At 66.3% G+C, this 13,185-nt stretch carries 8 protein-coding genes and 4 pseudogenes; 6 read left to right on the top strand and 6 right to left on the bottom strand.

Annotated features, from left to right (window positions below):
• Positions 1-354: 354 nt before the first annotated feature.
• From JYA75_RS28540 to JYA75_RS29045, 4 genes and pseudogenes are all read right to left on the bottom strand, one after another.
• Positions 355-2,280 (bottom strand): AAA family ATPase, encoded by a 1,926-nt coding sequence (locus JYA75_RS28540; RefSeq protein WP_203330285.1) that lies wholly within the window; start codon positions 2,278-2,280, stop codon positions 355-357.
• A gap of 198 nt (positions 2,281-2,478) precedes the next feature.
• Positions 2,479-2,673 (bottom strand): annotated as a pseudogene (locus JYA75_RS28535) (helix-turn-helix domain-containing protein); the annotation flags it as partial.
• Between the two features lie 58 nt (positions 2,674-2,731).
• A pseudogene (locus JYA75_RS28530) lies at positions 2,732-3,097 on the bottom strand (pyridine nucleotide-disulfide oxidoreductase); the annotation flags it as partial.
• Between the two features lie 37 nt (positions 3,098-3,134).
• Positions 3,135-3,332, bottom strand: a pseudogene (locus JYA75_RS29045) (heat-shock protein HtpX); the annotation flags it as partial.
• Between the two features lie 42 nt (positions 3,333-3,374).
• Between JYA75_RS29045 and JYA75_RS28520 the strand changes: the two are divergent.
• From JYA75_RS28520 to JYA75_RS29200, 5 genes and pseudogenes are all read left to right on the top strand, one after another.
• The gene (locus tag JYA75_RS28520) at positions 3,375-4,373 is read left to right on the top strand and encodes a hypothetical protein (RefSeq protein ID WP_203330282.1); all 999 of its coding nucleotides are present in this window, start codon (positions 3,375-3,377) and stop codon (positions 4,371-4,373) included.
• A 102-nt stretch (positions 4,374-4,475) separates the two neighbouring features.
• Positions 4,476-5,816, top strand: a complete 1,341-nt coding sequence (locus JYA75_RS28515; protein ID WP_239010633.1) for an IS630 family transposase — start codon at positions 4,476-4,478, stop codon at positions 5,814-5,816.
• Between the two features lie 122 nt (positions 5,817-5,938).
• Positions 5,939-6,121, top strand: a complete 183-nt coding sequence (locus JYA75_RS29040) for a hypothetical protein (RefSeq protein ID WP_239010632.1) — start codon at positions 5,939-5,941, stop codon at positions 6,119-6,121.
• A gap of 45 nt (positions 6,122-6,166) precedes the next feature.
• A pseudogene (locus JYA75_RS29205) lies at positions 6,167-6,241 on the top strand (hypothetical protein); the annotation flags it as partial.
• A 39-nt stretch (positions 6,242-6,280) separates the two neighbouring features.
• Entirely contained in the window at positions 6,281-6,424 is a 144-nt protein-coding gene (locus tag JYA75_RS29200) for a hypothetical protein (RefSeq protein ID WP_338109687.1), read from the top strand.
• 374 nt (positions 6,425-6,798) lie between these two features.
• On the opposite strand, the gene JYA75_RS28505 is transcribed toward JYA75_RS29200, so the two are convergent.
• Together JYA75_RS28505 and mobF are read right to left on the bottom strand one after the other, a co-directional pair.
• Positions 6,799-7,917 carry a hypothetical protein gene (locus JYA75_RS28505; protein WP_203330281.1) on the bottom strand — a complete coding sequence of 373 codons (1,119 nt, stop codon included), beginning with the start codon at positions 7,915-7,917 and terminating at the stop codon, positions 6,799-6,801.
• 60 nt (positions 7,918-7,977) lie between these two features.
• Entirely contained in the window at positions 7,978-12,255 is a 4,278-nt protein-coding gene (gene mobF / locus JYA75_RS28500) for a MobF family relaxase (RefSeq protein ID WP_203330280.1), read from the bottom strand.
• Between the two features lie 246 nt (positions 12,256-12,501).
• Here mobF and JYA75_RS28495 point away from each other — a divergent pair, with 246 nt between their 5' ends.
• Positions 12,502-13,074 carry a hypothetical protein gene (locus JYA75_RS28495; RefSeq protein WP_203330279.1) on the top strand — a complete coding sequence of 191 codons (573 nt, stop codon included), beginning with the start codon at positions 12,502-12,504 and terminating at the stop codon, positions 13,072-13,074.
• Positions 13,075-13,185 lie beyond the last annotated feature (111 nt).

The following is a 13,185-nucleotide window of genomic DNA, read 5'->3' as shown; positions in this document are numbered from 1 at the left end:
TGGTCTTGACGAACCCAAAGCGCCAGACGGCATGCGCATCACGTCCCCTGACCCGAGTTGGCTCACGATTTCGAGGTGAATGACTACTCACGTCTGTGACCTGCTGGTTCTCGTCGCGATCGGCCTGGTTTCACGCACTAACGAAATGAGCCAACTCGGGCCTGACAGTGGCGGCTGTTGTGGTTGTCGATGGCGTGGGGCACCGGTCCCAGCAACGGTTGGTCCACCGGCCAACCTCTGGGCGATCGGCACCTCGTGACCCAGGCGTGGCGACCCAGCAAGGCCCCAGCGGGACCTAGCAGCGGCTCATCGCCCCACCGCGCGGACTCTGTACCGTGAATCGCGCGCAGGGCTCTACATGTGCGTGGCGTTGATCTTCCGCGCCAGCGCCTCGAAGTTATCCAGCGTTGTCGCAGAAAGCTTCTCGACCATCGACGGATCGCGCAGCAGGAATTCAGCCGGACGCCAATGGTCAAACCTGGGTTCACCCAGCCCTTCCAGGCGCTTCAGAATCCGCTCATGGTGGTTCGGCAGGTCCTCGGCCTTGATCGACTTGCCGAACGACGCGTTGTACAGCTCGACGTAATCCTCGACCGAGAAAAGGTCCTCGATGTCGCCGTGCCTCTGCTCAAGAATAGAGCTGACGAGGACGACCCGCCCGCCATCGATCTTGTTCGCCTTCATGGCGGCCTCAACCTTGCCGGCACCCTCGGTACCGGAGTCGAGCAAGACTGTAACTGACACCTTCCTGCCAAGAAGTGACACGAAAGCAGGAACGTTCGACGAGCCGCCAGCGGGGAGGATGCGCCAGCGCTCGTCGAGGCCCTCGCGATCCAAGTCGCGCAGACGTCGGCTGAGCAGGTCTAGATACGCGAGGTCCGACGGTCCCTCGACGAGTAGGTTCCGCTCGCCGATGAACAGGTTCTGCGACAGGTCGTAGCCAAGCGCGGCTTGCAGCGGGAACGCACTGTCCTCCCCTACTTCCAGGGCGTCCGATGAGGTCACCGAACCGATGCCGTCGCCGCGATCCTCGACCATGCGCACGCGCTCGATCTGGTCGACCATGAACGGTGAATGCGTCGTGTAGAGCACCTGCCCGACCGGGGCCAAGCGCTCGTTGATGAAGCGCAGGAAGTCGCGCTGTGCCTTGGCGTGCAAGGTGAGCGCTGGCTCGTCGAGCAGGATCACGACGTCGCCGTCGTGGTCTTCGAATTCAGCGAACGCCACCAGGAAGGAGAAGAACCACTGGTAGCCCGACGAACGGAGCGAGAAGTTGTTGGTGAAGTCATGCTTGCGATCCTCGACGCGGAAGTTGAGGTGGCGCACCACGACCGACTGACCGCGGCCGTCCTGCTCGGTCGCCGCCTCGATCTCCACCTTGATGCGAAGCTCGGGGTTCGTGCTCCAGTATTCCGCCATCTCGCGAGAGAGGTCGCTGGAGACGGCCTCGAGCTCCGCTGTGCGCGATTCGAACTCAGCGTCCGTCACGGAGTCGATGTCGGTGTCGGCCAAACGCAGTAGCGCGCGAGCCGTCTGCTTGGACGAAGCTCCGGGTTCTTCATCGTCCTGGGTGCGCAGGCTGGCGACGTCAACCCGGCCTTCGAGGTTCTGGTAGGCCGCGAACCGGAAGAACTGCGGCATCCGGTCGTGCACGACCCTCCGGGCGACCGCGTTCAGATCCTCGCTAGTGCCGACCAGCGTCGTGATCCGTTGGAGCGCGTCTGCGTTGAAGACGCTCATGTCCGGCTCGTCCTCGTCTATTTCAGCTTCCTCGTCTGCGGCAACCGATGCCGCGGACTTGGGCGCGAGCGCCTCCTTGAGCCCGACGATGGTCTCGTGCTCCGCCAGGAGAGTGTCGGCCTCCGGGTGCCCGGCGAGGACGTTCCGCATGAAGCGCTCGGTGTCGACGGCGACACGAATCCACATTACGTCGTTGTAGCGACGACCGATCCGGACCGTGTCGTCTGTGACGACGCCCTCGCCAAGCGCGTCCTTGAGCGCTTCGAGATCAGCGTCGTGGAGGTGGAAGGTCGCTTCGATCGGCGAGACCTTGGACAGGTCCTCCTTGCGGCCGTCGCGCTTCCACCGCCACCGCGGGTAGTCGTCGCGTTCGACGAACTTGTCGCCGTAGACGGGGTTGAGCTTGTAGAGCGCGTCGAGCATGGTCGACTTACCAGACTCGTTCATCCCGACCAGAGTCGTGACGTCCTCTTCGACCGACACCTCCGTCGAGTCCAGCACGTTCTTGTACCGGCGAACCCGGAACGATGTCAGCCTCACTACACGACCCCTCTCACACCTCGGACATCAACGATCTCAGCCTAGTTCGGGGCACCGACATCGCTGAGGATGTAGAGGCCGGGGACCGCCGCCACATCATGTCAGTGGCATGCCCGAGACTGGCGTGCATGGCCGCGTCGACTCGCGTCTGCGGTGGCGGCGTGGTCATGTCCGCCACCACAGACAGGTCCGGCGAGGTCAGTAGCAGCAGTTCGGGTCCAACACAACGCGCAGTGCATCGAGGGCGTCGCCGCGGGCACGGTGGAAGACGTTCATCCCTCGGCGTTCGGATTCGACCATTCCTGCCTTGCGGAGCTGGCCGAGGTGGTGACTGACGGTGGATTCGGCGAGGTCGACTCCGGTGGCGAGGTCGCACGGGCAGACGGCGCCGTCCCGCCCCGACGACCGCAACGTCCGCGACGGCGAAGTCGGCCGGGGTGCGGTAGTCGACGGTGTGCAACTGCCGTCCGGTTAAGGTGTGGGCGCCGGGGTAGATCGGCCAGAAGGGCCGCTGCCAGGTGCCGATGGCGCTGATGCCCCGGCGGGCTCGCCACTGACCATTGCCGGATTCGACCACCAGGTCACGGCTGTCGCGGCGCACCGCGCTCATCCGCACCGGCCTCTCGACGGGCAGGTCGCAGTGGGTCTCGTAGGCGGTGAGGTAGTCGAGGACATGGCTTGCGGGTGGGAATCCGTCCTGCAGCGGGGCATCGGCCTGCCGGGCAGCGGACTCGAACTCCGCTGGTGAGAACAGGCGCAGTGACGGCCAGGTGTGCGGCCACGCACCACCGGCTGTGGGCTCGTCGTCGAGGATCACGAAGCGGTGTCCGGACCGGCGCAGGTATTAGTCGGCGAACCCAGTCACGGTAGGACTTTCCGGGGAAGATCGGGCAGGTGCCACCGCAGCCCATCGTGATCACCCCGTCGGAGGCCTGGACCGCGTCGACGATGAGGATCTTCGGCGACTGGTCGGCGATGTCGATGACGACCTCGGCCATCGCTTCGATGGCGGCGGGGTTCACCGTCTCAGCGGGGGCGGAGCCCGCGGAGCGGTCCGAGTAGGGATGTCGGCGGGGTCGGTTACCGTCCTGCGGATGACGACTGAGGCTGCGACCCCGAAGAGCTGTGTGATCGACCTCGACGGTTGGCGCCCGGATCTTCAGCACTGGCTGTGGACCGATGTGGATTCTCGTCCACTCAGGACGACTTTCAGCGAACTTGCGGCACTGCTGGCAGGCCTCGTCGACCGCCCCGACGAGGTGACTCTGGTGATCGCAGTCGATTTCGCCGAGGCAGTCATGTGCCGGGACCCGTCGGTTCACTACTCCACCACCCGCGGATCGGGAATGGTAGGTGGCCGGACAATGCTGCGCGATGACGGCAAGATCGACGTGCTCATCGACGGGAACTGGCTCGTTGACGTGGACAATCGAGGCCACATGATCCCGAAAGTAGTGGGCGTGGACCTGATGCGCCGATCGATACAGCATGAAGCCCAGCACGTCGTGATGTGCCAGCGCGGAAGTGGTTTCAAAGACTACGGCCGGCACAAGGTGTCGGGGTGGATCGATGTCCACATGTTCGACTTCGCGAGTCTCGTCTTGGACGAGCATCGCGCCGAGTGGGGAGCCATCGCGATCTCCGCGGAGAAACACCCATCAACGACGGACGTCGCTGATGTTCTGTCGGCCCTCAGCCGACAACTGACGGCGGTCGAATCCGAATACCAGCGATCGATGGATGTACGCGCGCTCATGGAGGGCACTCTTACGGCCTGCCGGCCGTTCTGGGTGGCCCTGGCCTACTGGGCTGCGCAGTACCGATCGCCAGAATCGATTACGTCACCACCGGCAGAGATCCTGCGAATGCCCCTCTGGCAGAGATACGTCGGCGAATCGTGGCCCGCGCTCGCCGATGCGTTCTGCCAAGTGCCCGTCGCGGACCTGTCCACTACACCGGACGTGCTGCACGAGGCGGCACAATCCATGGCGACAGCATTGCGCTCCTCATTGCACGTTGTCGGATTCCACTACACCGAAGACGATTCCGGATCAGCGTTCTACATCCATCGCCACGACTTCCCAACGCGCTGAGGGATTGCAAATCGATAGCGGAGCCGGAGTCAGGTATCACCGACTCGGGTTGACTAGTGTACTGCGTCAGAAATTGCACCTGTTAGTCTATAGTGTGTTTTTATGTCGCATCGTGGGCCTTCGGCTGTCGGGATCACATTGACCGCAGCTGAGCGTGCCGAGCTGACGCACAGAGCCGAGTCGGCGGACCGGCGACAGGCGGAACGGGCGCGCATCGTGTTGGCCTGCGCCGAAGGTGCGTCGAACGCCGGTGCTGCACGCGATCTCGGTGTCGCGGTGGCGACGGTGGCGAAATGGCGGCGCAAGTTCGCCGCCGAGCGGCTCAAGGGGCTGGCCGATGCCGGGCGGAGTGGACGACCGAAGGCGGAGCTGGTGTTGAGCGAGGACGAGCGAACGCAACTGTCATCGTGGGCACGGAGAGCGAAAACCGCTCAGTACCTTGCCATGCGGGCGAGAATCGTGCTGCGCTGCGCCGAAGGCGGGACGAACAAGCAGGCCGCAGCCGAGCTCGGGGTCGACGAGTCGACCGTGGAACGCTGGCGGGCGCGTTTTATCGCCCACCGGCTCGACGGGCTGGTCGACGAACCCCGCCCGGGCCGGCCGCCGTCGATCCTGCTCGACCAGGTCGAAGACGTGGTCATCGCGACCTTGGAATCGACGCCCGGCAAGGACACCCACTGGTCCCGGGCGTCGATGGCTGAGCGCACCGGACTGTCCAAATCGACCATCGGCCGGATCTGGCGCAAGTTCGACCTCAAACCGCACCTGCAGGACTCGTTCAAGCTGTCCACCGACCCGCTGTTCGTGGAGAAGGTGGTCGATGTCGTTGGCCTGTACCACAATCCACCGGAGAAGGCGGTCGTGCTCTGCGTCGACGAAAAATCCCAGATCCAGGCCCTCGACCGGTCGCAACCGATCCTGCCGATCATGCCCGGCACCCCCGAACGCCGCACCCACGACTACCTCCGCCACGGCATCACCAGCCTGTTCGCCGCGTTCGACATCGCCGACGGCACCGTCATCAGTGCACTGCACCGCCGCCACCGCGCCATCGAATTCCGCAAGTTCCTGATCACCATCGACAAGGCCGTACCCCGCGACCTCGACGTGCACCTGGTCTGCGACAACTACGCCACCCACAACACCGCCGAGATCAAGACCTGGCTGACCCGGCACCCCCGCTTCCATATCCACTTCACCCCCACCGGCTCGAGCTGGATGAATCAGGTCGAGCGCTGGTTCGGCCTGCTCACCGACAAACTCATCCGCCGCGGCGTCCACACTTCGGTCCAAGCCCTCGAAGACGACATCACCGCATGGATCGACACCTGGAACGACAATCCGCGCCCCTTCCGCTGGACCAAGACCGCCGACGAGATCCTCAAGTCCCTCGCCGACTACCTAGCCAAGATCAACCCGACCATCACTACAACAGATCAATAACTAACCTGCTCAATTTATGACGCAGTACACTAGTGCCTCGTCACGGATTGTTGACCGGGTAATCCCAGGCCGACAGCAGGATGCACGGCAGACTATCTCCGAGTCGAGACAAGGAGGTGGTCGTGGCACGTCAACCCAGCGTGTTCGTCCGACCGTTGACCATGGAAGAAGGACGACGGCTGCAGAAGATCAGCCGCACCGCCAAGGACCCGATCAAGCTCCGCCGCGCTATCGTGGTCCTGATGTCCGCCCAAGGCCAGACCGTCAAGGACATCACATTGTTGATGCAGGTCAGCGACGATTAAGTCCGCGATGTCATCCACGCATTCAACGAGCAGGGGTTCGAGGCGTTGCACCCAAAATGGAGAGGGGGACGCCCGAAGGCGATCGATGAGCAGACCCGTGAGCGGATCTGCTTGATCGCCCGGACGTCCCCCGCCGATTGGAAGGGTTACCCTCGGCGCGTGGACGAGACGACGCGAACCATCGGCGATGCCACCGACGCGATGACCACAGAGGAACTCGACACCGCGATCGCGGCGCTGCACGCCCCCGTGAACCTGCGCTTCTCGTCGCCGGCGACAGTGCGGCAGCGTTCGATCCGATGAGCACGAAGTTCGTGTTGCTCTCCGCCCCGGCAGGTCGGCGGCGTCAGCCACACACCCCGTGATTCGGCTCCTCACTACTTTCCGTCCGCTTCGGTACTCGAATAACGGTCCGCGGAGCAGAACTCATACGCCCACCGAGAGACGTCGTACCCCTCGAGGCCCCCGTAAAGGGGTTCAGCGCGGCACAGCCGCTCCGATCACGAACGACGAGGGTGGGGCGGTGTCGACGTCGAGACGGTGGCAGGTGCCGTACACCGCGAGGCGGATCCGGCCGGCGGTCGCGGCGACGTTCGTACACGAAGCGTTCTCCTGAGCCGGTCGTGTGCGAATGCTGTACTGGGGCGCTGATGCAGGTCGGTGGCCGGGGCGTGCAGTCAGTACGGGAGCGTCGCTTCCTGGCTGTGTTCGACACCGGTGTCCGAAGCGAACGTGGCCTCGGTGGTGTGCTCGGACCGACGTTCGATGTTCAGCATCTCGGTCACCGACCGGGGGTGACTGCGCATCGCAGCACCGATCGCATCGAGCAGTTCCTGGTTGAGCCGGTTCGGATCGACGGGCGAGAGGGGAGGGGCCACCTCGTCGTCACCGCTGAGCGGGCCTACCGCGGTGGCCAGACCCCGGCCGGCGGACTCGAGCACCGCCCCCATCTTGCCCAGATCACTGCTGCTCGTGGGTGCGGGTTCTACGACCCGTTCGAGCTGGTCGGACACGGTTGCTTCGTCACCTTCTTCGACCGCAACAGCCACGTCGGTCCGCGTATTGGGGCCGCCGGACGCCTCCGAACCGTCCGCGGCCTTGTCGAAGTCCATCTCTGCGGCGTCGGCGGCGGCGGTGTGGTCGGCGGCGGCGCGGGCGAAGGATTCGGCCACCGCTACCGGAACGTCCACGATGGGTTCGGCCACTGCGAGGTGCTGGGCGGACAGTGCGGCGAGCGTGTCCAACGACGGCACACTCTTGGCTGCGACATAGCTGAGCGCCAGCGCCGCGGCGGCGTCGAAGGCACGCTTGTCGCTGTCCCGGTCGGCGGCCTGCCGCTCGGCCAGGCGCCGGGCGATCTCGTCCGGCGGCATCTGCACCTGCACGTACTGCTGCTGTTGCCGGCGGTACTGCTGTGCGCGCAGCGCCTCGAGTCGGGCCGCATTGTCGTGTGCCAACTGCTCCCATGCGCCGGTGGTGCGTGCGTGCGCCCCCAGGTGCCGGGTGGTCGCGGCGGCTGCCACCACCTGGATGGTGGCCTGCTGGGCGGGCCGGCCGCGGAACGCTCCGAGAACCTCCTGCATCGACTTCGGGGTCGGTGCCGGCTGGCCCTGGGTGCGCCGATTGTCTACTTCCCGCAGAAAATCCACGAGGTCGGCAACGTCCTGGGCGGCCTGTGCCCTGGCCGGTCTGCGCTGTGGGCCGGCCTGCGCACCGGCCGGGATCGCGGTCTCGCCGGTCTCGGTCGACCGGCCCCGGCTACGCAGAAACCGTCGCTTCTGGTCGTTGTCCGCCATGGTCCTTCTCCTTGTGCCAGTCGGGGTCGGGGTCGTAGTCGGGGGTCGTAGCCTGCGGGCTTACAGTTCCCGTTCCGGACCGTTGTCGTGGTCGAGCGGGCCGAGGTCGATCTGGGCGTTCGCCGACGAGCTCTGCTGGGTCGACTGGGGCTGGTGGCCGCCGGTGAAGTCGGTTCCGCCGGCGCGGCGCCGGGCGAGTTCGGCGTCGATCTGGCCGAGGACGGTGCGTTCGGCGGTGATCGACTCGTCGAGGCGGGTGATGCGGTCGGTGAGCCGGCCGAGGACCTGGTCGTCGGCGTTGCGGGCGCGGACCTTGGCCGCTTCGGCGGCACGGTAGTGCTGGGCACCGCGTTCGATCACCGCCCAGCGACGCTCGAGCGGTGCCACCTGTTCGGCGGCGGCCACCGCGGCGCGAGCGGCCTCGACCTGCTGTGCACTCGCCTGCGGGGAACGAGTCAGGGCATCGAGGCGGGCGCGGGCAGCACGCACCGCCGCGATGGTGCGTTCGTCGATTTCGACCTGCGCCAGGGACCGTTCGACAGCTCCGAGAGCGGACGCCTCGCCTCGTACCCGGCCGAGCTCCTCCTGCGCCAACGACAGCAACATCGCGTCGTCGGTGAGCCGGCCCTGGCTGAGCACCCGTGCCGACGCCAGTTCGGCGTCGGTGTAACGGGCGTACGGTCCGGCCACCTCGCCGGCGGTCTGCTCGGGCCGGTGCAGTCGTTCGATGTTCGCAGCGACGGCGTCCTGGCGGGCCTTCCGGATGTGCGCCAGCGGATCGTGCTCGTCGTCGGGAGCGTCGGCGAGCACCCGCGAGATGGCGATCTCCCGCACCGTGGTTTCCCACAGTCGCACCCGGCGTGGATCGGTTCCGCGCTCACCGATCGCGAGGATCCACGGTGCGCTGCGCTCGAGTGCGGTGGTGGTGTAGGAGTCGATGAACGCGTGCATCTGCTGCTCGCACGAGCGGGCGTAGGTGGCGAGGATCGGGTCGGTGTCGGCGGCGGCGTCGGTCAACGCCGGCAGGCGGTAGGCCGCCACCGGGTCGGTGCGGCGGCGCGGCAGCTGCGGCTCGTCGTCGGCGTCGATGCGCTCTTTCAGGGCGCGGGCGAGGACCCGGCCGGGGGAGTTGTCGGCGGTGTCGATCCGGCCGGCCTTGCCCTCAGTACTCATCACCGCCGCCGCCTCGCGCAGCAGGGCCTCGGTGTCCCAGCCGAAGGTCTCCGACTGGGCGACGTAGGTGACGATCTGATCCCACCCGCCGAGGCTGTGGACCCAGCCGAACTGCTCGTCGGTGAGGATCCGGCCCAGCAGCTGTTCGGTGTAGTCCTCGTACAGCTCCCCGACGGCCAGCATGTAGGTGTCGGTGATCGTCGACCAGGACGCGGCCTTGCGCTGTTCGTCCTCGATCATCTGATGCACGGTGCGCTGCGATGAGTCACGGGCGATGATCTTCGCCAGCAGACCCATCGCACCGGGATGGGCGTCGGGGCGGTGTTCGAAGTCCCAGTCGGGCAGCTCGTCGTTCGCGGCGTAGACGATGTTGGCGAGTTTGCCGCGGGTGAGCGCGACGTACAGCGACTGCCGGTCCATGTTCGCCCCGGCGAGCACGTGGCAGCTTCCCACCGTCATGCCCTGCGAGCGGTGCACCGTGGTCGCGTAGCCGAGGTGCACGTTGTCGGTGATGTAGTCGGCGGCGACGGTGACCTGGCCGCCGCTGGTGTTGTTGCGCAGCCGCAGTGAGCCGTCAGTGCCGATTGCGGCGACGGTCCACAGGTCGCCGTTCTTCACCCGGCCCGAGGTGTTGCCGGCGGAGTCCTTGACGACGTACTTGGAATTGTTCTTCCGGGTGACCACCACGTCCCCGACGGCGGCTTCGAGACCGTCCGCGAGGACGATGCCGGGGCCGGTGACGGTGCCGCCCGCGCGGTAGTAGGCGGCGGCCTTCTCGTTGAGCTGGCGCACCAGATCGTTGGTCGGGGCGACCATCAAGGCGACCTGGCCGGCCTTGACGTCGGTGACGTAGGCGTCGAATACCAGATCGGCCAGCTCGTGTGCCATGCCCTGCCGGATGCGATTGTTCTGGTCGTACCACTCGAGCACTGTCACATCGCCCTTGCGCAATTGCAGGCTCGCCTCGGCCTCGCCGTCGGTGGCAAACCGGTGGACTTTGCGCAGGAACGGGGCGTTGGTGCGATCGGCCAGATCCCGCAGCACACCACCGGATTCGACGGAGGCGAGCTGCTGCGGATCGCCCAGCAACCGCACCACCGCACCGGCGTCGGTGGCGAGGGAAGTCAGGTCGGCCAGGTCGCGGGCCGAGGCCATGCCGGCCTCGTCCACCAGCAGAAGATCACCCCTGCCGATGCCGGTCGGGAGGCCGACACGGTGGCGGGTGAGCACGTCGGCGATGGTGCGTCCCTGCACCGAAATCTCCTCCCCGAGCACTTCGGCGGCACGGGCCGACGGCCCCAGGGCGAGGACGTTGCCGTTGACCGCTTCCCAAGCGCGGGCGATCACGGTGGCCGCGGTGGTCTTGCCGGCCCCGGCCGCACCGACCGCCACGGCCACACGCGTGCGGGCGGTGAGGAAGTGGGTGATCATCGCGAGCTGATCGGCACCGAGCTCGTGCCCGCTGCTCTTCTCGATCTGGCGCAACGTGCGGCGGATGATCCGCTCGGAAACGGTGTGCGCGTCGCCGGTGTCGGCCTGCCGGCGCATGAAGTCCTCGGCGTCGATGACCGATTGTGCGGTGTAGCGCATCTGCGCGCGATCGACCAGCAGACTGCGCCGCCGTCCCCGTTCGACGCGGTCGCTGATCCGCTCGGGCAGGTGGTATTCCTCGATGTCGATGGGCAGGCAGTAGTCGCGCAGTGCGAGTTCGAGCGCGTCATCGTGGACGGCGCGAAGCTGCTCGTCGTCGGCGAAACTGAACTCTCGCAGTCGCCTCTCGATCTCGGCGGTCACCGAGAACACCGTCCACGATCCCACCTTGTGCGAGAGCGTATCGACGACCTCATCGACGAGGGCCGGCACCTGCTGCGGAGTCAACACCGGTCGGCGGTCACGTTCACCGCGGACAGACTCGACCAGCTCTCCGGGATTGTTCCCGGCGAGGATCGCCTCGGCGCGCTCACGCCATTCGGCCCGCAACTCGGCCAACGAGCGCGGCGGATTCTTGGCGTTACGGGTGTCCAAGGTGGCCTGTTGCGCCTGGGCGTACTGCACCTTCTTCGGCGGATTCTTGCCGTAGCGAGTCTTGTACTCGCGGGCCAGTTCCTCCTGGCGTGCCTCGATTGCCGAGCGGCGGGAGAACTCCTCGATCAGCGACAGGGGGATGCCGGCGACCTCGTGGACCGGTTGCTTGCCGGCCGGGGTGTCGGGACGGGGGGCGAAGGTGACCCCGAGTCTGCGGGCCACCAGATCGGCCACCCGGGTGTTGTACTTCTCCGAGGCGGCCACGTTCGCCTTGTACAGGATCGTGCCGTCGATGCTCGTCCACTTGCCCTCGGCCAGCACCCGATTGAACACCGCGCAGTGGGTGTGCAGGTTCGGATCCGCCGCACGGTTGTCGTAGTGATCGAACCGGGCCACCAGCAGCCCCTCGGCCTTGATCTTGCGCACGCCGCCGGCACCGCGGCGGGTGTAGATCACCTCGTTCTCGATCCACTCCAGCGTCTCCGTGACCGCCTGCGCATGGGCCGCTTCGACGGCGGCCTTGACGCGTTCGTCCCCGAGTCCCCACACCAGGGAGATGGACTTGGCGGGGGTGAACACCAGGTCGTAGCCGGCGACGGGGGAGCGGGCCTTGCCGTACTGCTCGGCGACGAACGTCCAGATCTCGTCGTCACCGAGCAGGTCCGCCTTCTCGCCACTCGTGCGCGCCAGGTGCTTGCGGGCGGTGGCGAACTGGATCGCCTTCTTGGCCTCCGCATCCGGGTACTCACCGTGCTGCCCCTTGTACGCGCTGCACAGTTCCTCGACGTCGTTGACGTACTCCTGGCTGCGCTGGAACCACGAAAACGCACGACCGAGAGCCGTGCTCTTCGACCAGTCGAGACGCTCTGCGAGCGTGGCGTTCTTGCCCGGTCGGGTGTCGAACGCGGTCGGGGTGCGGGCGGCACCGAACACCGACCGCATCGCCGACTCGGTGACTTCGGTACCGACCTCGACGCCGACCTTCTCGGCGAGTTTCCCGCACCAGACGCCGGGCGGGGTGCCCTTGGCGACGTAGTAATCGACCGCATCGGCCTTGCGGGACTCGGTGGCGTCACCGGCCGCAACATGCTTGGTGAGATAGACATAACCGTCCCCGGCGTTGAGCTTGTGGACGGTCATCACGGAAGTTGATCATGCCACGTCGGCACTTCAGTGCATGAGGTGTGTAGAAGTTTTTGGGGCTGACCACAGGTCAGCCCCAAAGTGCGCAGAACCTCGACGGTTCTGGGCACCTGACGGGACTGCCGACGGGGACAATAGGGGAGGGGCTCGGCGGGAAGAGAGACCAGAGTTGTGAATTGACACGACGACACGGCTGCCGAGTGTGAAGCCGTCCGGAACCGCGAGCCGATACACTCCCGGGCCATGGCCACGTCTTCGAAGGCGGCAGCGCGCCGCTCCCTGCGCCCGCACACCACCCCGAACGTGCGCGAGAACCTCCGGCGCGAGAAAGAGCGGTTCCTCGCACGCCAGGCCGAACTCGAATCGTTGGCAGCCCCAATCCATGACACAGCGGCGAAGCTGGCGAAGCTCGACGCGCTGGTCGAATCACGCTCTGCCGCACCGCAGCGCAAGATCGAGCAGCTGGAGAAGGCGCGCGATCGTCGCATCGCGAAGATCCAGCAGGAGTACGCCGCCAAGATCGAGGCGGTGAAGGCCGAAGCGAAATCGGCCGGCACCCACCTGACGCCGGAAGAGCAGCAGCAGGAGTCGTCGCTGCTGCGCGAGTACGCATCGGCGATCGTGAAGTTCAGCGAGAACGCTACGTCCGCCGAACTCGCACCGCTGCTGGGCGTGAACACCCGGGAAGCGAAGATGATCATCGAGCAGGCGAAGGACGACCTGGCCGCGTCCGGCACCGTCGCCCTACCCACGACGGCTACGCCGGCTCCGGCGCCTGCTACCGACGACAGGCAGCCGGTGACCGCAGCGTCATGACGCTGCTCCTGTCATGAGCGCCCCGGCGAGCCGTCGCTCGACGTCGGGTTCTCGGATGCCGAGGTCGAGTACGTCGCATCGGAGCCGCCGGATCAGCCACGGCGGATGCGG

Origin of the sequence: Rhodococcus sp. PSBB066 (assembly GCF_017068255.1) — a bacterium.
Taxonomy (GTDB): Bacteria; Actinomycetota; Actinomycetes; order Mycobacteriales; family Mycobacteriaceae; genus Rhodococcus; species Rhodococcus aetherivorans.
Note: the sequence above shows the minus strand (reverse complement) of the source record. Positions and strands in the feature narration are given on the sequence as shown.

What these genes read in the sequence shown, in the direction of transcription:
- JYA75_RS28520 (WP_203330282.1), top strand. Translation starts at nt 3,375, where the DNA reads ATGACGACTGAGGCTGCGACCCCGAAGAGCTGTGTGATCGACCTCGAC.
- JYA75_RS28515 (WP_239010633.1), top strand. Translation starts at nt 4,476, where the DNA reads ATGTCGCATCGTGGGCCTTCGGCTGTCGGGATCACATTGACCGCAGCT.
- JYA75_RS28505 (WP_203330281.1), bottom strand. Translation starts at nt 7,917, where the DNA reads ATGGCGGACAACGACCAGAAGCGACGGTTTCTGCGTAGCCGGGGCCGG.
- mobF (WP_203330280.1), bottom strand. Translation starts at nt 12,255, where the DNA reads ATGACCGTCCACAAGCTCAACGCCGGGGACGGTTATGTCTATCTCACC.
- JYA75_RS28495 (WP_203330279.1), top strand. Translation starts at nt 12,502, where the DNA reads ATGGCCACGTCTTCGAAGGCGGCAGCGCGCCGCTCCCTGCGCCCGCAC.